This window comes from Bacillus sp. HY001, assembly GCF_007558965.1.
GTDB classification, from domain to species: domain Bacteria; phylum Bacillota; class Bacilli; order Bacillales; family Bacillaceae_G; genus Bacillus_A; species Bacillus_A mobilis.
Genome location: NZ_VLTE01000097.1, coordinates 1 through 20,165 on the forward strand (window position 1 = coordinate 1; position 20,165 = coordinate 20,165).

At 37.1% G+C, this 20,165-nt stretch carries 22 protein-coding genes; 19 read left to right on the forward strand and 3 right to left on the reverse strand.

Features of this window, described 5'->3' with window-relative positions:
* The 5 genes from FOT98_RS27655 to FOT98_RS27675 form a co-directional block, all read left to right on the forward strand.
* On the forward strand, positions 1–166 hold a 166-nt coding region (locus tag FOT98_RS27655), incomplete at its 5' end, for a zinc ribbon domain-containing protein (protein WP_144291191.1).
* A gap of 158 nt (positions 167–324) precedes the next feature.
* Entirely contained in the window at positions 325–2,325 is a 2,001-nt protein-coding gene (locus FOT98_RS33595) for a methyl-accepting chemotaxis protein (protein WP_063260493.1), read from the forward strand.
* 78 nt (positions 2,326–2,403) lie between these two features.
* Complete coding sequence (locus tag FOT98_RS27665) at positions 2,404–2,706, forward strand: MTH1187 family thiamine-binding protein (protein ID WP_001018860.1); 303 nt, start codon at positions 2,404–2,406, stop codon at positions 2,704–2,706.
* 48 nt (positions 2,707–2,754) lie between these two features.
* Entirely contained in the window at positions 2,755–3,000 is a 246-nt protein-coding gene (locus tag FOT98_RS27670) for a YusU family protein (RefSeq protein WP_001290594.1), read from the forward strand.
* Between the two features lie 311 nt (positions 3,001–3,311).
* Positions 3,312–4,229 (forward strand): proline dehydrogenase family protein, encoded by a 918-nt coding sequence (locus FOT98_RS27675; protein ID WP_000436767.1) that lies wholly within the window; start codon positions 3,312–3,314, stop codon positions 4,227–4,229.
* 22 nt (positions 4,230–4,251) lie between these two features.
* Here the strand turns inward: FOT98_RS27675 and FOT98_RS27680 are convergent, their stop codons facing one another.
* Together FOT98_RS27680 and FOT98_RS27685 are read right to left on the reverse strand one after the other, a co-directional pair.
* Positions 4,252–5,091 (reverse strand): D-alanyl-D-alanine carboxypeptidase family protein, encoded by an 840-nt coding sequence (locus FOT98_RS27680; protein WP_063260494.1) that lies wholly within the window; start codon positions 5,089–5,091, stop codon positions 4,252–4,254.
* A 97-nt stretch (positions 5,092–5,188) separates the two neighbouring features.
* Complete coding sequence (locus FOT98_RS27685; protein ID WP_001096344.1) at positions 5,189–5,335, reverse strand: YuzL family protein; 147 nt, start codon at positions 5,333–5,335, stop codon at positions 5,189–5,191.
* Positions 5,336–5,572: 237 nt separating this feature from the next.
* On the opposite strand from FOT98_RS27685, the gene FOT98_RS27690 reads away from it, so the two are divergent.
* The 9 genes from FOT98_RS27690 (at position 5,573) to FOT98_RS27735 (ending at position 16,017) form a co-directional block, all read left to right on the forward strand.
* Positions 5,573–7,954 (forward strand): 3-hydroxyacyl-CoA dehydrogenase/enoyl-CoA hydratase family protein, encoded by a 2,382-nt coding sequence (locus FOT98_RS27690; protein ID WP_063260495.1) that lies wholly within the window; start codon positions 5,573–5,575, stop codon positions 7,952–7,954.
* Positions 7,955–7,975: 21 nt separating this feature from the next.
* Positions 7,976–9,148 carry an acetyl-CoA C-acetyltransferase gene (locus FOT98_RS27695; protein WP_063260496.1) on the forward strand — a complete coding sequence of 391 codons (1,173 nt, stop codon included), beginning with the start codon at positions 7,976–7,978 and terminating at the stop codon, positions 9,146–9,148.
* Positions 9,149–9,489: 341 nt separating this feature from the next.
* Positions 9,490–11,274 carry an acyl-CoA dehydrogenase family protein gene (locus tag FOT98_RS27700; RefSeq protein ID WP_000416298.1) on the forward strand — a complete coding sequence of 595 codons (1,785 nt, stop codon included), beginning with the start codon at positions 9,490–9,492 and terminating at the stop codon, positions 11,272–11,274.
* A 138-nt stretch (positions 11,275–11,412) separates the two neighbouring features.
* Positions 11,413–12,135 carry an MBL fold metallo-hydrolase gene (locus FOT98_RS27705; RefSeq protein WP_063260497.1) on the forward strand — a complete coding sequence of 241 codons (723 nt, stop codon included), beginning with the start codon at positions 11,413–11,415 and terminating at the stop codon, positions 12,133–12,135.
* A gap of 3 nt (positions 12,136–12,138) precedes the next feature.
* Positions 12,139–12,687, forward strand: coding sequence for a TetR/AcrR family transcriptional regulator (locus FOT98_RS27710; RefSeq protein WP_063260498.1), 549 nt, complete (start codon positions 12,139–12,141; stop codon positions 12,685–12,687).
* Positions 12,688–13,337: 650 nt separating this feature from the next.
* Entirely contained in the window at positions 13,338–13,523 is a 186-nt protein-coding gene (locus FOT98_RS27720) for a hypothetical protein (protein ID WP_001180555.1), read from the forward strand.
* 13 nt (positions 13,524–13,536) lie between these two features.
* Positions 13,537–13,785 (forward strand): spore coat protein, encoded by a 249-nt coding sequence (locus FOT98_RS27725; RefSeq protein ID WP_001002992.1) that lies wholly within the window; start codon positions 13,537–13,539, stop codon positions 13,783–13,785.
* Positions 13,786–14,030: 245 nt separating this feature from the next.
* The gene (locus tag FOT98_RS27730) at positions 14,031–14,981 is read left to right on the forward strand and encodes an L-lactate dehydrogenase (protein WP_063260499.1); all 951 of its coding nucleotides are present in this window, start codon (positions 14,031–14,033) and stop codon (positions 14,979–14,981) included.
* 22 nt (positions 14,982–15,003) lie between these two features.
* Positions 15,004–16,017: a PTS sugar transporter subunit IIC gene (locus FOT98_RS27735; protein ID WP_000666174.1), complete on the forward strand. Its 1,014-nt coding sequence runs from the start codon at positions 15,004–15,006 to the stop codon at positions 16,015–16,017.
* 66 nt (positions 16,018–16,083) lie between these two features.
* On the opposite strand, the gene FOT98_RS27740 is transcribed toward FOT98_RS27735, so the two are convergent.
* Entirely contained in the window at positions 16,084–16,731 is a 648-nt protein-coding gene (locus tag FOT98_RS27740; RefSeq protein WP_063260500.1) for a phosphatase PAP2 family protein, read from the reverse strand.
* Between the two features lie 143 nt (positions 16,732–16,874).
* Between FOT98_RS27740 and FOT98_RS27745 the strand changes: the two genes are divergently transcribed.
* The 5 genes from FOT98_RS27745 to FOT98_RS27770 all read left to right on the forward strand — a co-directional run bounded on the left by FOT98_RS27745 (position 16,875) and on the right by FOT98_RS27770 (position 20,165).
* Positions 16,875–17,402, forward strand: coding sequence for a hypothetical protein (locus FOT98_RS27745; RefSeq protein ID WP_063260501.1), 528 nt, complete (start codon positions 16,875–16,877; stop codon positions 17,400–17,402).
* Positions 17,403–17,656: 254 nt separating this feature from the next.
* Positions 17,657–17,899: a DUF3937 family protein gene (locus FOT98_RS27755; protein WP_063260502.1), complete on the forward strand. Its 243-nt coding sequence runs from the start codon at positions 17,657–17,659 to the stop codon at positions 17,897–17,899.
* Between the two features lie 608 nt (positions 17,900–18,507).
* On the forward strand, positions 18,508–18,873 hold the full coding sequence (locus FOT98_RS27760) for an arsenate reductase family protein (protein ID WP_000218969.1): 366 nt from the start codon (positions 18,508–18,510) through the stop codon (positions 18,871–18,873).
* 41 nt (positions 18,874–18,914) lie between these two features.
* Positions 18,915–19,298, forward strand: a complete 384-nt coding sequence (gene gcvH / locus FOT98_RS27765; RefSeq protein WP_000026896.1) for a glycine cleavage system protein GcvH — start codon at positions 18,915–18,917, stop codon at positions 19,296–19,298.
* Positions 19,299–19,820: 522 nt separating this feature from the next.
* The gene (locus FOT98_RS27770) at positions 19,821–20,165 is read left to right on the forward strand and encodes a toprim domain-containing protein (protein WP_000640869.1); all 345 of its coding nucleotides are present in this window, start codon (positions 19,821–19,823) and stop codon (positions 20,163–20,165) included.

Genomic DNA, 20,165 nt, shown 5'->3' on the forward strand with positions numbered 1-20,165 from the left:
CGCTTCAAGCAAGATTTGCTCATGTTGCGGAGTAAAATACGACCATTCAGTTCAACCAGAAGGACAGTGGAGTTTAAAAATACGTGAGTGGTGTTGTGTTTCCTGCAATAGCCATCACGATAGAGATTTGAATGCTTCGATAAATTTATCAAGATGGGTAAAATAATTGCTTGATAATAGGAGGTAACGATACTGCCTCGTGTGGAGTGTTATACCCCTCGTCCCTTCGGGGTTGCGAGAACACTTTGAAGCACTAACTTGTGTAAATTTGATTGAATTGTATAGATTTAGTTAAGTTTATCGTATCGGGATGCTTGGGGGAAGATGTTGAGAAGTTTACGTTTAAAAATTGCGGTAGTATTTTCGGTGCTTATTTCTATGATGTTTGTAATATTAGGTACAGCTATGTATCAATTACAGAAAGAGAAGGAAGTGCGCTCCTTAGACCAGTATTCTCAAAATACGATGGATCTTGTGACAGAGCAACTTACGACATTTGTTCAAAGAACGGATGAAGATATGGGATATTATGCGAACAGTGAGATGGTTCGTAATATACTTCAAGACGGAGTTACTCCAGAAGAAGAAGCGTTTTTGACGAAAGAGTTTTCGGAGTACAAAAAGAATCATCCTGGCATTTTAGACTTATATATTGGTACGAAAGATAAAAAAACATTAAGTGCCAATCTTGCTGAAGGTGGACAAGTGCCAGAAGGATATGATCCAACGACAAGACCATGGTATAAAGACTCAGAAGCTGATGTGAAAAAGGTTCACTGGGGACAACCTATGTATGAAATTGCAACAGGTAAGTTAAGCGTGGGAGTTTCTAAAGCAATTACAGCTCAAGATGGATCTGTATTAGGTGTTGTTGCGATGGATGTATCACTTGGAACAATTCAGAAGTTACTTCATAATATTCAATACAATAATGGCGGAGAAATGTTTATTATAAATGATAAAAGTATGGCTCTTGTTTACCCAGAGAAAATAGGGAAAGATGTTTCGAAAGAGCCACTTGTGAAGAGTTTAAATAAAGAGGTAACAAAATATGCTGTCACTACATTAAAGGGTGAAGATGTAGTTGTTTATAGCCAGTCATTTGATTTGATGAAATGGAAAATAGGAATTTTTTATCCGAAAGAAACGATTGATGGGCTATTAAATAGTACGAGAAATACAGTCCTTATAATGGCATGTATTAGCTTATTAGTTGGAATCATAGCTTCATACTTGTTCTCAAGAAGGTTAGCAAGACCGTTGCAACTATTAACGAATCACGTTCAAAAAGTAGCAGAAGGTGATTTAACGTTGCAAATGAAAGTGACTAGTAAGGATGAAGTTGGAGAGCTGACGAATCACTTTAATCATATGGTTGAGCAAATGAATGAAATGGTAAGCAAAATTAAAAATAGTGTATCAACAGTGCAGCAATCAACGAATAATCTACATTATTTAACGACTGAAACTGTAGCTGCTAGTAGAGAAGTGTCAGGTGCAATGGATGATGTGAGCGGAGGAGCGTCTACTCTTGCTAATAGTGTAGATGAAGTTTCAGAGCAGCTCGAGAATATGGCGCAGTCAGTGGAACAAATGAATCAATCCGTTGGTGAAATAAAAGGAGTGGCTGGCAAAGCTGAAGAGGCATCTAAGCAAGGATTAAATACGATGCGTAATTTAGTTCGTACAAGGGGCCAGTCATCTTCGATTGTTGTTCATACAGAGGAAGCCTCCGGAAAGTTAGAGCAAAGAGTTGGATCGATTCAAAATGTTGTAGAGCTTATAAAAGGTATTTCGGATCAAACGAATTTACTTGCTTTAAATGCTTCAATCGAGGCGGCACGTGCAGGTGAACAAGGTAAAGGCTTTGCTGTTGTTGCTGAAGAGGTTCGGAAATTAGCGGAACAATCAAAAGATGCAACAGTAGAAATTGCGACGATGATTGGTGATGTACAAGTAGAGGTAAGACGAGTTGTAGAAGTTGTAAGTAAGTTGAAAGACATTGCGGATATACAAAATAAAGTGACGACAGAGGCAGAAACGGAATTCCGTACAATTATGTCAGTTGTAAATACAATTAGTACTTCAGTGGAACAAATTGTAGAAGAGGTATATAACATTGGTCATGAGCAAGGAGAAATTACAACGGTAATGCATACAATTGCTGGTACGAGTCAAGAAAGCGCAGCTGTTTCGGAAGAGGTAAATGCTGCAACTGAATCTCAAGTGAATCATCTAGAAAAGGTAGCTCATACGATGGAAAGTTTGACGGAGCACATGAGAGACTTAGAAAGATTAGTTGAGCAATTTAAAATACAGGAATAACAAATTAGTAAAATGATGAGTATTTCGGTAAAATAGACAATGGATATATAAGAAGCAAGTAATAGGAGGAAGACTACTATGGCAATTGTTGACGTATCGATTATTCCAGTAGGAACGGGTAATCCAAGTGTTAGTGAATATGTAGCAGAAGTACAAAAGGTGTTAGAGAAAAATGCAGATCGCGTGAAATATCAATTAACACCAATGAATACAATTATTGAAGGAGATCTTCCTGTCATTCTAGAAGTTATTCAACAAATGCATGAAGTTCCATATACGAAAGGTGCACAGCGCGTTGCGACAACAATTCGTATCGATGATCGTCGTGATAAAGTAAGCACAATGGAGAAGAAATTAAACTCTGTTCGATCAAAATTATAAGAAAAAGCAGCGACCTCCGCTGCTTTTTTCATATAGGAGGTAGATAAGATGAGTGAAAAATTTAACGAACAATTTGATGGGTTGTTAGAGAAATACACGGAACTATTACTTGGAGAGAGCAATGAAGAGAGAAAAGAACAGGTGCAGAAGTGGGCACTGTATTCTTACATAGCTAAGACGATGCCGGCTTTAGTGAAGCATTGGAATGAGACTTACCCTGATGCGAAAGAAGAGATGGTACAGTTAATTACAGATATTAAAAGGCTGAATGAAGAGAAGAGAAATGAGCAATAAAAAAACTTGAGATAAATATAATCTTAAGTTTTCTGCATTAATATCCTTATATAATTTACATGGAATATAAAGGGTTTTATAAGCATGTCGAATATTTTCGACATGCTTATTTTGTGCCTAGTAAATTCGTTTTTTCTAAATGTCGAAAAATATTTCCTACATATTTATAAGCGAAAATATAGGGTTTTAAATGTTTTTATAGTATTTTATAAATTATCTAAATAATTATTTGTATCCAATAATTTTAAACAATGATATAATTTTGAAGAGGGGTAAAAAACAGATAAATCACAGTCATAGGGGTGAATTACATGGAACAATTAATGCGAAATTCGTTTCTTTTCTTGTCAAAAAATAAAGCGCTAACAAAACTGGCTAAAAAGTACGGTTTACGCTTTGGTGCAGGTCGCTTTGTCGCAGGGGAAACGATTGAATTAGCGACAGCTGCAATTAAAGCATTAAATAAGCAAGGTCTTTGTGTAACGATCGATTATTTAGGTGAATTCGTTGATAACGAAGCGGAAGCAAATGAAATGGCTAGCGAATCGATTGAAGCGATTCGTGCAATTGGAAGAGAAGGTCTTAATTCACAGCTTTCTTTAAAAATGACTTCTATGGGATTAGATATCTCTGATGAAATCGTAATGAACAATATGCGCCGTATTTTAGAAGCTGGAAAAGAAAATGGTGTGTTTATTACAATTGATATGGAAGACTATACGCGCTGTGGGAAAACAATTGAGATCTTTAAACAATTAAAATCTGAATACGATAATATTGGTACAGTTATTCAAGCCTACCTTTATCGTACAGAAAAAGATATGGAAGAATTAAATGCTTATAGTCCGAATTTACGTCTTGTAAAAGGAGCTTATAAAGAACCTGAAGAGGTAGCGTTCCCGGATAAGAAAGATGTAGATGATAACTATAAAAAAATTATTAAAATGCACTTATTAAATGGAAATTATACTGCAATTGCTTCACATGACGAAGCGATTATTGAATATACGAAAAAACTTGCCGAAGAACACAATATTCCAAGAGACCAATTTGAATTCCAGATGTTATATGGTATTCGTAATGAGCGTCAACTTGAGCTAGTAAAAGAAGGTTACAAGATGCGTGTTTACGTACCTTATGGAAACGACTGGTATGGCTACTTCATGCGTCGTCTAGCAGAGCGTCCAGCAAACGTTGCGTTCGTATTAAAAGGTATGGTTAAAAAATAACCAAGGAGAAAATACTCCTTGGTTATTTTAATTGCTGAAATGCGTAATGTGCCATTTTCTTCGTATCGGGATATAGTTGCGTACGAGTAGAAGATAATACAACATTAATGACGCGTTTACCGTCTTTTTCATCCACTGTTACGACCGTATATTTTCCGAGTGCTGACAGACCGCTTTTACTTCCAATTGCATATGGATCGTCATATAGTTCTTCCCGTCCATAGTTTGCGATGTTTGGAGAGCGTTCTGAAGTATGTAGAGTTGTACGTGTTGAATTCATATATTCTAAAACAACTGGGTACTTTAATGCTTCTTTCGTAATCATAGCAATGTCATATGGTGATACTTTATTTCCGAGTGCATCAGCGCCACTTGCATTTTTGAAAGTCGCATGCTTTGTACCAAGTTCCTTCGCTCTAGCATTCATCATTTTTACAAATTCATTTTTTGATCCTGCGATATGTTCTGCGATGGATTCGGCTATTGGGTCTGCACTAATGATAAGCATCAGTTTTAATGCCTCATCACGCTTTAACCTTTCCCCAGCACGAAGTTTAATTTTCTTACTTTGACTTTCTGTTTTTATTGCGTTCTCTGTAATCGTAATTTCTTCATCTTCTTTTACATTCTCTAGTAAAAGAAGGGTTGTCATCATTTTGGCTATACTAGCCGGATAAGAGCGTTCGTCTTCTCGTTTTCCATACAAAATTTCACCTGTGTCTGCATCGATTGTAATGGCGTATTGTCCAGTGATGCTAGGTTGATCGGCTCTTACAGCTTGTTGTCTTTGGGCGTAAGAGAAGAAAATCATCCCTGTAAATAGTGTAGCAATCATTACAATCATAACTATTGTTCGTTTCATCATCGTTCCCTCTTTTGTTTTCCATATGTACAAATAAATTGGGCAGAAAAAGCAGCCATTACCCATTATGCCACGTTTTCTGCCCAAAAATATACCGTTATTTTTCGCCCATATTATGCTTCTTGTATTGTTGGTTATTACCTTGACGGCCCTTTTCCACACCGTGATTATGAGGACCTGCATTTCCGGTTACACTTGCTGCGCTAATTCCAGCTTTTGAAGGGTTCTTCTTAAGTTTTGCCATATATATTCCTCCAGTTTCGTCAGATTATAAAAAGGAAAAGTGTATTTGAGTGAAGAAAATACATACATATAGCATGGGCAAATAAAAGAAAAATATTTATTTCAGAAAATTTTATCAATAAATATATTGCGAAAATTCAAACTGTATCATATATTTATTAGTAGAGGCTCACTCATTGATTGCGACTTATGTCGAAAAATTGAATGAGCATTCATTCAAGAATAGGGGGAGAATTGGATGTTCCAAATTAAAAAGGCTGCTGTTCTAGGTTCAGGCGTAATGGGTTCAGGGATTGCGGCACACTTAGCTAATATTGGTATTCCGACATTATTGCTTGATATTGTACCACCTGCGCTAACAAAAGAAGAGGAAGCGAAGGGACTTACATTAGAACATAAAAGTGTGAGAAATCGTTTTAGTAATACGGCTGTACAAAAACTATTAAAGCAAAAACCAGCTCCTCTGACAGTGAAAGGAAATCTAGCACTGATTGAAGCAGGTAACTTAGAAGATGATCTTGAGCGTCTAGCTGATGTTGATTGGATTATTGAAGTAGTAGTTGAAAACTTAGATATTAAAAAGAAACTATTTGAAAAAGTAGATGCTGTTCGTAAACCGGGTTCTATTGTAAGCTCGAATACGTCAGGCATTTCAGTAGAAAAAATGGCAGAAGGTCGTTCAGACGACTTCCAGAAACACTTCTTAGGTACACACTTTTTTAACCCACCACGATATTTAAAACTTCTAGAGGTAATACCGACGAAAGAAACAGATCCACAAGTATTAAGCTTCATGAAATTATTTGGCGAAGACGTTCTTGGAAAAGGCGTTGTTATCGCAAAAGACACACCAAACTTTATTGGAAACCGCATCGGTACGTACGGTTTATTAGTAACTCTTCAAGAGATGATAAAACGCGGCTATAGCATTGGGGAAGTTGATTCTGTAACAGGCCCACTTATTGGTCGTCCGAAGAGCGCAACGTTCCGTACATTAGATGTTGTTGGTTTAGATACATTCGTACACGTTGCAAATAACGTATATGAAAACGTACAAGAAGAAGAGCGTGATGTATTTAAAGTACCAGCTTTCATGCATGACATGCTTGATAAAAAATGGCTTGGAAGCAAGACAGGTCAAGGCTTCTTCTTAAAACAAGGAAAAGAAATTTTAGAATTAAATCCTGAAACGATGGAATATGAAGCACGCAAAAAATTAAAAGCTGCATCTATCGAGTTAAGTAAACAAGAAAAAGGTTTATCGAATAAATTGAAAGCGCTTGTATACGCGAAAGACCGCGCAGGAGAGTTGTTATGGAATATCATTACACCGACTCTTTTATACTCTGCAAAACTTCATAAAGAAATTGCTGACGATATCGTTGCAATTGACCAAGCGATGAAGTGGGGCTTCGGCTGGGAGCAAGGACCATTTGAAGTTTGGGATGCAATCGGCGTTGAAAAGTCCGTTCAAAAGATGGAAGAAAACGGCGTAGTTGTTCCGACTTGGGTGAAAGAAATGGTAGAGAAAGGTTTCACTACTTTCTACAAACATGATAACGGAGATAGCTACTATTACGATAATGGCGAATATAAGCTAATCGAACGTAATAAAAAGGCAATTTCGCTTAAACAATTAAAAGCGAAAAATGGTGTATTAAAGAAAAATAGCGGAGCGAGCTTAATTGATTTAGGTGACGGCATCCTTTGCTTAGAATTCCATTCGAAGAGCAATGCAATTGGTATGGATATTACGCAAATGATTAACTACGCTGTTGATGAAGTAGAAAAAAATTATAAAGGTCTTGTTATCGGTAACCAATCGAAGAACTTCTGCGTTGGTGCGAACTTAGCAATGATCTTAATGGAAGCACAAGATGACAACTACTTTGAAATTGAGTGGGTTGTGAAAAACTTCCAAGATGCAATGACGAAAATTAAATACTCTTCTAAGCCAGTTGTAGCAGCTCCATATGGTATGACGCTTGGCGGAGGTACAGAAGTATGCTTACCAGCAGCGAGCATTCAAGCTTCTAGTGAAACATATATGGGCTTAGTAGAAGTTGGTGTTGGCTTAATCCCTGGCGGAGGCGGTAATAAAGAGCTATACATTAAACACTTAAACAAAATGCCAAACGGTGTAGAGTTTGATCTGCAAAAAGTTGCGAATAAAGTATTCGAATCTGTAGCGATGGCGAAAGTTTCTACATCAGCACAAGAAGCTGTAGCGAACAACTTCTTAGGCGATAAAGACGGTATTAGTGTGAATGGTGATCACTTACTATATGATGCGAAACAAAAAGCACTTTCTTTATATGAAGCGGGTTATAAAGCACCGATTCGCAAAAAGATACCAGTTGTTGGTGAAACAGGCTATGCAACGCTTGTACTTGGTGCAGAAGCAATGCATTTATCAGGTTACATTTCTGAACATGATCTTCACATTGCGAAGAAACTTGCATATGTCATTGCGGGCGGAAAAGTACCGTACGGAACAGAAGTTGATGAGCAGTATTTATTAGATGTAGAACGTGAAGCATTTATTAGCTTAGTAAGTGAGATGAAATCACAAGCAAGAATGCAGCACATGCTTGTAAAAGGAAAGCCATTACGTAACTAATAACGAGGGGAGATATCGTTCATGAGAGAAGCTGTCATTGTTGCGGGAGCAAGAACACCAATTGGAAAAGCAAAGAGGGGTTCATTAAAAACAGTTCGTCCTGACGATCTAGGGGCGTTAGTAGTAAAAGAAACGTTAAAGCGTGCGAATTATGAAGGACCAATCGATGATTTAATTTTCGGTTGTGCAATGCCAGAAGCAGAGCAAGGTTTAAATATGGCTCGTAATATCGGCGGATTAGCGGGACTTTCTTACGATGTTCCAGCTATTACGATTAACCGTTACTGTTCTTCAGGTTTACAAAGTATCGCTTACGGAGCAGAGCGCATTATGCTTGGTCATTCGGAAGCGGTATTATCAGGCGGAGCGGAATCAATGAGTTTAGTTCCGATGATGGGACACGTTGTTCGTCCGAATAGTCGCCTTGTAGAAGCGGCTCCAGAATATTATATGGGCATGGGACATACAGCAGAGCAAGTTGCTGTGAAATATGGAATTTCTCGTGAAGAGCAAGATGCATTTGCAGTAAGAAGTCATCAACGTGCTGCGCAAGCATTAGCTGCAGGAAACTTTGCTGATGAAACAGTATCTGTAGATGTAACGTTACGTACTGTTGGATCAAACAACAAACTGCAAGAAGAAACAATCATTTTCGCACAAGACGAAGGTGTAAGAGCAGAAACGACGCTAGACATTTTAGGTAAATTACGTCCAGCATTTAACGTTCGCGGTTCTGTAACAGCTGGTAACTCTTCACAAATGAGTGATGGTGCAGCATCAGTATTATTAATGGATCGTGAAAAAGCAGTGAGTGATGGCATGAAACCACTTGCGAAATTCCGTTCATTCGCAGTAGCTGGCGTACCACCAGAAGTAATGGGAATCGGCCCAATCGCTGCAATTCCAAAGGCATTAAAATTAGCTGGTTTAGAGCTATCTGATATTGGCTTGTTCGAACTAAACGAAGCGTTCGCTTCACAATCGATCCAAGTTATTCGCGAACTTGGTTTAGATGAAGAAAAAGTAAACGTAAACGGCGGTGCAATCGCACTTGGACATCCACTTGGCTGTACAGGGGCAAAACTAACACTATCTCTTATTCACGAAATGAAACGCCGCAACCAACAATTCGGTATCGTAACAATGTGTATCGGTGGCGGAATGGGAGCAGCGGGAGTGTTTGAATTACTATAAAAAGTGGAAGTGGCTTGCTCAGAACAGGAGGGCGTTGGAAGCCCTGACGAAGAGGCGCTTTTTGCCTCACAGGAAGGGGTGAAACGACCGACTGTTTTAGCCACTGGAACTGGATTATGAAAAAAAGTGGAAGCGGCTCGTTCAGAATGTGAGGGGGATGGAGCTTCAGACGTAGAGGCGCTCTTTGCCTCGCAGGAAGAAGCGAAGCCACCGAACATTCTAGCCGCTGGAACTGGACTATAAAGAATGGAAGCGACAAAGGTTTATAAAAACAAAAGGGAGAGCTAGCTTCTTTCAAAATGAGAGAAGCAGCTCATGAAAATATGAAGGAGGAAATTTTCATGGAAAAAACAGTAGGAAGTGCGGTTAAAGGCGGTAGCTTTTTAGTTGATGAGATTACAATTGATCAAGTGTTTACGCCAGAAGATTTTTCATCTGAGCATAAAATGATTGCGAAAACGACAGAGGACTTTATCGTAAATGAAGTTCTTCCAGAGCTTGAATATTTAGAGCAACACGAGTTTGATCGTTCTGTTCGTCTTTTAAAAGAAGCTGGGGAACTTGGTTTATTAGGCGCTGACGTACCAGAAGAGTACGGCGGAATTGGCCTTGATAAAGTAAGCTCAGCGTTAATCGCAGAGAAATTCTCTCGCGCTGGTGGTTTTGCAATTACTCACGGTGCTCACGTAGGTATCGGATCTTTACCAATCGTATTATTCGGTAACGAAGAGCAAAAGAAAAAGTATTTACCATTACTTGCAACTGGTGAAAAATTAGCTGCATACGCATTAACTGAGCCAGGTTCAGGATCTGATGCATTAGGTGCAAAAACAACTGCACGTTTAAATGCAGAAGGTACACATTACGTATTAAATGGTGAAAAACAGTGGATTACAAACTCTGCATTCGCTGACGTATTTATTGTATACGCAAAAATTGATGGAGAGCACTTCTCAGCATTTATCGTAGAGAAAGAATATGCTGGTGTATCTACAAGCCCAGAAGAAAAGAAAATGGGTATTAAATGTTCATCAACTCGTACGTTAATTTTAGAAGATGCATTAGTACCGAAAGAAAACTTACTTGGTGAAATCGGTAAAGGTCATATTATCGCGTTCAACATTTTAAACATCGGCCGTTATAAATTAGGTGTTGGTACAGTTGGATCTGCGAAACGTGCAGTAGAAATTTCAGCACAATATGCAAACCAACGTCAACAGTTCAAACAACCAATCGCTCGCTTCCCATTAATTCAAGAGAAACTTGCGAATATGGCAGCGAAAACATATGCAGCTGAAAGCTCTGTATACCGTACAGTAGGTTTATTTGAAAGCCGCATGAGCACATTATCTGAAGAAGAAGTAAAGGACGGTAAAGCAGTAGCAGCTTCTATCGCTGAATATGCAATCGAGTGCTCTTTAAATAAAGTATTCGGTTCTGAAGTATTAGATTATACAGTAGATGAAGGTGTTCAAATTCACGGTGGTTACGGATTTATGGCAGAGTACGAGATTGAAAGAATGTACCGCGATTCTCGTATTAACCGTATTTTTGAAGGAACGAACGAAATTAACCGCCTAATCGTACCAGGTACGTTCTTACGTAAAGCGATGAAAGGTGAATTACCACTTCTTCAAAAAGCACAAAAATTACAAGAAGAGTTAATGATGATGATGCCAGAAGAAGTAGGCGATGAGCCATTAGCACTTCAAAAATATTTAGTAACTAACGCGAAGAAAATTGGTTTAATGGTAGCTGGATTAGCTGCTCAAAAATACGGTAAAGCATTAGATAAAGAGCAAGAAATTCTTGTGAATATCGCTGACATCGTAAGCAACCTATACGCAATGGAGTCAGCTGTTCTTCGTACAGAAAAAGCGATTAAAACAACTGGTCTTGAAAAGAATAAGCAAAAAGTGTTATACACTGAAGTATTCTGCCAAGAAGCATTCAACGAAATCGAAGCAGATGCGAAAGAAACACTTATCGCAGTTGAAAACGGCGACATGCTGCGCATGATGTTATCATCATTACGTAAATTAACTCGCCACACACCACTTAACGTAATTCCGAAGAAACGTGAAATCGCTGCGAAAATTTTAGAAGATGAGCGTTACACAGTTTAATAGCTGTAAAGAAAAGTAGTCGTATAAACGGCTACTTTTCTTTTTTTTGTAAAAATGAAATTTTTAGTGACAAAAAACTAATACCATTAGTATAATAAAACTAATGGTATTAGTTTTCGTGAAAAGGGAGATGGAAATATGAGAATGATACATGAAAAAACGGTATATCAATTGTCATTTTTACCAAGAGTGTTTCCTGTGAATTGTTACTTTGTGGAGGAAGAAGATGGTTTAACTTTAATTGATGCGGCTTTGCCATATAGCGCAAAAGGTATTTTACAGGCGGCTGAGAACATAGGGAAACCCATTACTAAGATTGTATTAACGCATGCGCATGATGATCACATCGGTGCATTAGACGCATTAAAGGAAGTACTTCCTAATGTTCCAGTCTATATTTCTAAGCGGGACGCAAAGCTGTTAGAAGGAGATACGACGTTACAAAAGGATGAACCGAATATACCGATAAAAGGTGGTGTACCTAAAAAAGTAAAAACGGTCCCTGATGTGTTATTGGAAGATGGCGACCGAGTTGGATCGCTTCTTGCGATTATGACACCGGGACATACGCCAGGCTCCATGTCGTTTCTTGATGTACGGAATAAAGTTCTTATTGTCGGGGATGCATTCCAAACAAGAGGAGGTATGGCTGTTTCGGGACAAATGAAATTTTGGTTTCCGTTTCCTGCGATGGCAACGTGGAGCAAAGAAATATCATTACAAAGTGCAGAGAAGTTAAGCGAATATGAGCCTTCCTTGCTTGCGGCAGGACATGGAAAAATGATAAAGGACCCAGGCACTGCAATAAAAATTGCTATTAAGGAAGCTAAGCAAAATATAGAAAGTAGAAAAGAGGGGTAATTGATGTCACCGAGAATCGGACTTACATTACAGAAAATTGTAGAAACAGCGGTAGAAATTGCGGATGAAAATGGAATACAAGAAGTAACGTTAGCTTCATTAGCGCAAAGATTAGGGGTACGTTCACCCTCGCTATACAATCATGTGAAAGGTTTACAAGATGTACGGAAAAATCTTGGTATGTACGGAATCAAACAGCTGCATAACAGACTGGAAGAAGCGGCTGAGGGTAAACGTATGGATGAAGCAATTCATGCTTTAGGAGAAGCGTATGTAGCATTCGTACGCAAACATCCTGGACTGTATGAAGCAACTTTTTTACGAGATGAAGAAGTAAGAAAAGCAGGTGACGGAATTGTAAATCTTTGTCTTCATGTTTTACAACAGTACGGCTTAGAAGGAGAGAATGCACTTCATGCGACACGTGGATTCAGAAGTATTTGTCATGGATTTGCGTCGATTGAACAGCAAGGTGGATTTGGTCTGCCATTAGATTTAGATACAAGTTTACATGTATTATTGGAAACGTTTATTAAAGGATTACGTGAATAAGAAGCAAGGCAAACAAAAACCTTAGAAGTGATTCTAAGGTTTTTTAGTACATATGATTTTAAAAGAACGGTAGGCTTTTTCTCGTTAAAGGATATCATTTTGCAGGTTTGAAAAATGTATATATCGCTAAGAAAAAGCAAACGAAACTGAATGCGATGGGATCTTGATATGGACTAGGCTCAGAACCCTTCTGGATTTCTGTAAGGAAGTCATGTGTTTTCATGTTCATTGCTCCTTTATATAAGAATATTTTTAATGAAACTAACACTTACTAATAGGGTGGCACTAATAAATACTAGGAAAAAGGTAGTGTTACGATTTTTATAATTGTTAAGTGCTATAAATAGAAAACAAACGAGAAATAAAATATGCAAAGGTATAGAAGTGAACAGTGGTTTTGAAGTTAATATATCAATTAATAATTTTACATATAGGATTGCGTAAACGATAAAGAAGATAACTTTAAAATATTTTTGCATAAGCATACCTTCCTCCTATGTTTTTTGATTTGTATTTTTATGTAATTATAACATTTTTTGTATGTATAAATAGATGTGATTGATTTGAAATGTAAGAAATTTTTTAATGAATACAATCAAAAAATAGCTAAATACTAACAGTGAACGAACAAAGAAAGGTAGGAGTATTCTATGCAAAACTTAACAGAGCTTGAAGTAGAAAATTTACGTCATTTAATCGGTGGACATGCAACAATTATTAACAAGTTGGAGCAGTATGCACAGACGTGTACAGATCCACAATTGAAACAAATGTTACAAAAGGATGCGCAAGATGCACGAAATACGAAACAACAATTAATGACTTTCCTAGGATAGGAGGAAGCGACAGATGAATGAAAAAGATATGGTAAATGATTATTTGGCAGGGTTAAATGCAAGTTTAACAAGTTATGCAAATTATATTTCTCAGTCTGATAACGAACAGTTGCATCAAACGTTAATTCAAATTCGTAATCAAGATGAGATGCGTCAACGTAATATGTATGAGTACGCAAAGCAAAAAAGTTATTATAAACCAGCTGCACCTGCGAATCCAATGATTGTCCAGCAATTAAAAAGCCAATTAAGTGCGGAATAATGGGATGAAAAAACGAGCGAATGAAGTCGCTCGTTTTTTTGTTTTGGGCATGTCAATATATACATGATAAATATTTTTCCAGTTGTAACAAATATGACGAAAATGGAATATAACAATTCACAAAAAGGACAAAAGTTTGCTCAATATTTCACAAAGTATCCATGGTTTATATCGTGGGAATCTCTATAATTAGGAGTGTAAAGAACAAAAGAAATAGATTATATGATCAATTAGGAGAGATTGCTATGAAACGAAATACAAGAAAAATTGCAATTATCGGTACTGGATTAGTTGGATCAAGTTGTGCATATTCCATTGTGAATCAAGGCATTTGCGAAGAGCTATTATTAATTGATATAAATCATGAACGTGCAGTTGGGGAAGCAATGGATTTATCACACTGCATTAACTTTACAAATACAAGAACAAAAGTATATGCAGGAAGTTATGAAGACTGCAAAGATATGGATATCGTTATTATTACAGCAGGACCGGCACCAAAGCCTGGACAAAGTCGCTTAGATACTTTAGGAGCGAGTGCGAAGATTATGGAAAGTATTGTTGGCGGCGTAATGGAAAGTGGATTTGATGGTATTTTCTTACTTGCATCGAACCCAGTTGATATTATTACATATCAAGTGTGGAAATTATCTGGATTACCTAGAAATCGTGTGATCGGTACTGGTACATCACTAGATTCTTCTCGCTTAAGAACAATTTTATCTGAGATGTTACATGTAGATCCTCGTAGTATTCATGGGTATTCATTAGGAGAACATGGTGATTCCCAAATGGTTGCTTGGTCTCACGTAACTGTTGGTGGAAAGCCAATTCTACAAATTTTAGAAGAGAAAAAAGACAAATTTGGTGAAATAGATTTAGATGAAATTGTTGAGAAGACTGCAAAAGCTGGATGGGAAATTTATAAACGAAAAGGTACTACTTATTACGGAATCGGAAATTCTCTAGCATATATTGCGAGCTCAATCTTTAACGATGATCACCGTGTCATTGCTGTATCAGCCATTTTAGATGGGGAGTACGGTGAATACGATATTTGCACAGGAGTACCAGCTATTATTACTAGAGACGGTATAAAAGAAATTGTAGAACTAAACTTAACAGAGGATGAAGAATCTCGATTCGCAAAATCAAACGATATTTTACGTGATTATATGAAAACAATTGGTTACTAACTTATAGGAGAAGGTGAAACAAATGAAGGAATATATAATGTCTCGTGTATTTAAAGCATCAGCTGGAATCGCACAAGGTATTTTCGTATCCCTTGGAATTGGTTTACTAATCGAAAATATAGGAAGAATTGTTGATATTCCATTGCTGATTACAATCGGAGTTGTTGCAAAATCACTTATGGCACCAGCCATTGGTGCCGGAATTGCTTTTATGCTCGGTGCAAACGGTCTTGTAATCTTCTCGGCTATGGTAGCTGGAGCGATTGGTGCCGGATCCATTTCAATTACTGAAGCAGGTCTAATCATTAAAACAGGTGAGCCAATCGGTGCACTATTAACAGCAACTTTAGCTGTATATATTGGTAAACGTTTAAGCGGGAAAACTGCATTAGATATGATGCTCGTTCCATTTGCGGCCATATTAGGTTCTGGTTTAGTCGGTATTTGGTTATCTCATAATATTACTCCTGTTTTAAATACAATTGGAGCATTTATTAAAGATAGCTCAGCTGGTAGCCCGTTCATTGCTTCTATCGTGATTGCAGTCGTTTGGGGACTATTACTTATCTCTCCAGCTTCATCAGCTGCGTTAGCGATCGCACTTAGCTTAGACGGTGTTGCAGGTGGTGCTGCTCTTGCCGGCTGCGTTGCTCAGTTTATCGGATTCTCTGTTATCTCAGCGAAAGAAAATAATTTAGGCGGTATATTAGCTCAGGCTCTTTGTACTCCGAAAGTACAGTTGCCAAATATCACTAAAAATCCAATGATTCTCGTCCCAACTGTTGTCGCCAGTGCTATAGTTGGTCCTGTATCCGCATTAATTTTCCAACTGGAAGCAGGAAAAGAAATTGCAGGTCTTGGATTAAGCTCTCTTATCGCACCAATTAATTTAATTTCCAGCGAAGGATGGGAAGTTGTCCCAGCGATGGTAATCACTTATATCATCATTCCAGTAGCTGTTTCTTATATACTTTACATTGCTCTTAAAAAAGCAGGTCGTATTCACTCTGGTGATATGACTGTACCGCAATCTTAAATTGAAAATCTCCCTTTATATAGAGAAAAGCAGACTGTAGAAGCCACAGTCTGCTTTTTTGTTATGTTACATTTTATGATTTTGTTTTACTGGAACACGTACAGTTTCTTTTGCTAATAATAACTGAACGCCGAAGTAAAGTATGCTTGCAAGCGTCATGCCAGAGATGGCGTCTACAAACGCGTGTTGCTTCGTAAATAGTGTTGATAAAATAATAAGCGTACCGAAGAACATAAGGATATAATATTCAAAAGCATGTTGTTCTCTACGTCTAAAGGCAGCTAGCATAATGATGAAGGTAGTAAGTACGTGAATGCTAGGGAAACAGTTTACCGGTTGATCGATACTATAAATATAGCGGACTAGTTCGGAAAATACGTCTGATCCAACGACTGTTGGACGTGGTACAGTTGTCTGCCAAAAATAATAAATAGAAAAACAAGCAAGTTTTCCAAGAATGATACTACTTAAAGTGACATAATATTGTTTTCGATCTGCAAAGCAGTAATAAATAAGTGCGCCGTATAAGTAAGGGAACCAAAGTAAATAAGGAATAATAAATGCTTTCACAAATGGAATCCAATCATCTACTACAGTTGTGACATCTACTGCGTGAACAGCCGATTTATTTAATACATCGTAAAGGGGACTTACGAGTACGAGTAGAAGTATATAACTTAACGGAAGAAAAGATGAAAGTTTAAATTTCTTCATGATAATCTCCTATGTTTAGTAATGTAAGTAAATTCAATTGATTATAATATAGAAACGTAATTTGAGCTATCGATTTTACTTACATTTTCTTGAATGAACCTTACGTTTTTGTCACTTGACTGAAAAGAAGGGGAGGGTGCTATATGAAGCGTTTATCGTATTTCTTATTTTTTATATTGATATGCCTAGTGAGTGCTGGGTGTGCAAAGGATAAAGAAGGAGAGAAATTAGAATATAACGGAAGAGCACTCGTAATTGGAGTTGTTGGAGAGAAACCGAAAGATACGTTTAGGAATATAAAGTTTGAGGAAATAAAGTTAGAGGAACTGGAAAAGAAATCTAAGGAAGTGGATGGTTTTCTCATAATGAAAGATCACTTTCAAGAGGCCTCAACTGAGCAGTATAAAAGTGTATTTTCATCGCTAAAGAAACCAGTGTTTTTTATCGGTTTGCAAGATAAATCATATTCAACGTTTATTACAAAAGGGATAGATTATAACAGTGCACGAAAAGATGTAAATGCTATGTATACGCAAGGCTTTGCGAATATCGGAAGTGGTGAAGGACAACAATGGGCAGTTGGTTTATCGAATGGTGGAAATACGGAAGAAAGTATTCATAATATGTATATCGTCGTATTTCAAACAATTGCCGATTACTTGAATAGATGATGAAGGAGCCTGTAAACGAGGCTTCTCCTTTATTTCGCATGCAGGAATCGGTTATATAGTGGTTCAAATGATTCCATTGTTATGAGGTTACTAGTAGGGCCTTTTTATTAACAGTAATTCCTCAATATGCAAGAAATATGCAAATATGCATATTGTATTTATTTGGATATTTTGTATGTTAAAATTAAATATAAGGATTTTTATATGTAGGGAACTGAACTCAGAAATATCCAATGAACTTTGAGAGGTGTTGTATGTTTAAAAACAAGAAATTAATTCGTTTTGGTCTAACATTACTTGTATGTTTATTTGTAATTGATTTTACAATTAGTTATTTTCAAACATATCTTGAATCAGCGGCAGGTATTAAATGGGTAGTCTCAGAAACTTGGAGAACTATTTTGTTAGATGCCCCTGAAAGTATATTGGTTATTTTAGGCGCAATTGCTTTATATGATTTTACAAAAGAAACATCGCCAAAAGACGCATCCATTTAAATGCGTCTCTTTTCTTTGCAGTAATTTCTTCAACATCATGGAATACTCTCATTATTACGGCCAAAATCGTTAGTTTCTTTCATCTGTACGCCTTTGTCATGTAAAGTGTTTCCAGATTTTGTGACTATAGGATGAAGTGGTTAAATAAACGTTTGTTTAAGATATATGTTCGGTAGGAAGAAACTGATATAGCCCAAGGGTTAATGAAGGAAAATGTTGAATTAATCAAACGTTTGTTTAAGATGTATGTTCGATAGGGAAAAATCGATACAGCTCAAGGGTTAACAAAGAAAAAATGAGGATTAATCAAACGTTTGTTTAAGATGTATGTTCGGTAGGAAGAAATCGATGCGGATCAAGGGCTAATAAAGAAAAATAGGGAGTTAATCAAACGTTTGTTTAAGATATATGTTCGGCGAGTGATAAGAGAAGAATCAAAAAAATTATATATTTATTTTTTCTTAACAAATGGCGGAAAAATAAGAAAAATTTGCAGGATTATTAAAAATTATCACGAAATAAGTAAAAGTTTAGCGAATAATCGTTTGAAATAATAAAACGTTTTCTATATGATAAAGGTAAAGGTTAGTAAAAAAGTAGGTGAATTTATGACAGTAACATTTTATTCATATCCAAAGTGTGGCACATGTCAAAAAGCAAAGAAATGGTTTGAGGCAAACGATGTAGCATATGAGATGATTCATATTGTTGAAAATCCACCATCAAAAGAAGATTTACGTAATTTACATGAAAAAAGTGAATTACCATTAAAAAAATTCTTTAATACAAGTGGAATGCGTTACCGCGAACTTGGTCTGAAAGATAAGTTAAAGGATGCAAGTGAAGACGAAATGTACGAACTTTTAGCATCTGATGGCATGTTGATTAAACGTCCAATCGTAACAAATGGAACGAATGTAACACTTGGTTTTAACGAAGAGCAGTTTGAAAGTGTGTGGAAAAAGTACCAATAAGGTATTTTTACATAATTAATACATTCACTGGAGGTACAGTCATGAGCATTCCAAATAATTTACGTTACTCTGAAGAACACGAATGGGTAAAAACTGAAGGTAATGAAGTTGTTATCGGTATTACTCACTTTGCACAAGGTGAGCTAGGCGATATCGTATTCGTTGAACTTCCTGAAGTAGGTGCAACAATCGAAGCTGACGAGCCATTCGGAAGCGTAGAATCTGTTAAAACAGTTTCTGAGTTATATGCACCTGTAAGTGGTAAAGTTGTAGCAGTAAACGAAGAATTAAGTGACCAACCAGAACTTGTTAACGAATCTCCATACGAGGGTGCATGGATGGTTAAAGTTGAACTTTCTGATGCAAGCCAAGTTGAGAAGTTATTAACTGCTGAAAAATATGCAGAAATGACAAACCAAGACTAATTATAGTCTACTAAAGGACAGCCTTTGTGCTGTCCTTTTTTATTTGATGTAAAATAATGAATGTAGAATCATATACTAATTATTGTGTAGGAGAACGTTTTTTGAAAAAACTTTTTCGTCTAAGTTTTTATTGTCCAGCTCCATCTCCTAGCCCTTCATGGCTAAACAGTCGGTTCCGCTTTTCTTTTTGATCTAGCTCCAGCGGCTAGAACAGTCGGTCATTTCACTCCTTCACTTGAGGCAAAGAGCGCCTCTAGTTCAGGAGTTTCAATGCCCTCTTGTTCTGAGCGAGCCGCTTGCGCTTTTCATTGTCTAGCTCCAGCGGCTAGATTGTTCGGTGGCTTCGCTTCTTCCTACAAGGCAAAAAGCGCCTTTACGTCAGAAGCTCCATCCCCCTCACAATCTGAGCGAGCCGCTTCCGCTTTTCTTTTGCAAAAATAAACAGGAAACAACATGAAAATAACGAATATACTATATACTAAGTTAAAGGTTGTATAGTATATGGTGATCGGGTGATGACATATGATTTATGTGGAAAAAGTCATTATTGTAGAAGGTACATCAGATAGAAGAAAGATTGAATCTATTATTCGGGAACCGGTGGAAATTGTTTGTACAAATGGTACAATTGGTTTGTCGAAAATGGATGAGCTCGTTGATCAGTTTTTTGATAAGGAAGTGTATGTACTAGTGGATGCTGATGATGCTGGAGAAAAGTTAAGGAAACAGTTTCGAAAAGAATTTCCGCAAGCAGAGCATATTTATATTGATCGCTCGTACCGAGAAGTGGCAACTGCGCCATCTTCACACTTAGCAAATGTATTATGGGGAGCTGACATTGACGTTTATACAGAATATTTACGGTAA

Coding starts and splice junctions, on each gene's coding strand:
- FOT98_RS33595 (WP_063260493.1), top strand. CDS start 325: ATGTTGAGAAGTTTACGTTTAAAAATTGCGGTAGTATTTTCGGTGCTT.
- FOT98_RS27665 (WP_001018860.1), top strand. CDS start 2,404: ATGGCAATTGTTGACGTATCGATTATTCCAGTAGGAACGGGTAATCCA.
- FOT98_RS27670 (WP_001290594.1), top strand. CDS start 2,755: ATGAGTGAAAAATTTAACGAACAATTTGATGGGTTGTTAGAGAAATAC.
- FOT98_RS27675 (WP_000436767.1), top strand. CDS start 3,312: ATGGAACAATTAATGCGAAATTCGTTTCTTTTCTTGTCAAAAAATAAA.
- FOT98_RS27680 (WP_063260494.1), bottom strand. CDS start 5,091: ATGAAACGAACAATAGTTATGATTGTAATGATTGCTACACTATTTACA.
- FOT98_RS27685 (WP_001096344.1), bottom strand. CDS start 5,335: ATGGCAAAACTTAAGAAGAACCCTTCAAAAGCTGGAATTAGCGCAGCA.
- FOT98_RS27690 (WP_063260495.1), top strand. CDS start 5,573: ATGTTCCAAATTAAAAAGGCTGCTGTTCTAGGTTCAGGCGTAATGGGT.
- FOT98_RS27695 (WP_063260496.1), top strand. CDS start 7,976: ATGAGAGAAGCTGTCATTGTTGCGGGAGCAAGAACACCAATTGGAAAA.
- FOT98_RS27700 (WP_000416298.1), top strand. CDS start 9,490: ATGGAAAAAACAGTAGGAAGTGCGGTTAAAGGCGGTAGCTTTTTAGTT.
- FOT98_RS27705 (WP_063260497.1), top strand. CDS start 11,413: ATGAGAATGATACATGAAAAAACGGTATATCAATTGTCATTTTTACCA.
- FOT98_RS27710 (WP_063260498.1), top strand. CDS start 12,139: ATGTCACCGAGAATCGGACTTACATTACAGAAAATTGTAGAAACAGCG.
- FOT98_RS27720 (WP_001180555.1), top strand. CDS start 13,338: ATGCAAAACTTAACAGAGCTTGAAGTAGAAAATTTACGTCATTTAATC.
- FOT98_RS27725 (WP_001002992.1), top strand. CDS start 13,537: ATGAATGAAAAAGATATGGTAAATGATTATTTGGCAGGGTTAAATGCA.
- FOT98_RS27730 (WP_063260499.1), top strand. CDS start 14,031: ATGAAACGAAATACAAGAAAAATTGCAATTATCGGTACTGGATTAGTT.
- FOT98_RS27735 (WP_000666174.1), top strand. CDS start 15,004: ATGAAGGAATATATAATGTCTCGTGTATTTAAAGCATCAGCTGGAATC.
- FOT98_RS27740 (WP_063260500.1), bottom strand. CDS start 16,731: ATGAAGAAATTTAAACTTTCATCTTTTCTTCCGTTAAGTTATATACTT.
- FOT98_RS27745 (WP_063260501.1), top strand. CDS start 16,875: ATGAAGCGTTTATCGTATTTCTTATTTTTTATATTGATATGCCTAGTG.
- FOT98_RS27755 (WP_063260502.1), top strand. CDS start 17,657: ATGTTTAAAAACAAGAAATTAATTCGTTTTGGTCTAACATTACTTGTA.
- FOT98_RS27760 (WP_000218969.1), top strand. CDS start 18,508: ATGACAGTAACATTTTATTCATATCCAAAGTGTGGCACATGTCAAAAA.
- gcvH (WP_000026896.1), top strand. CDS start 18,915: ATGAGCATTCCAAATAATTTACGTTACTCTGAAGAACACGAATGGGTA.
- FOT98_RS27770 (WP_000640869.1), top strand. CDS start 19,821: ATGATTTATGTGGAAAAAGTCATTATTGTAGAAGGTACATCAGATAGA.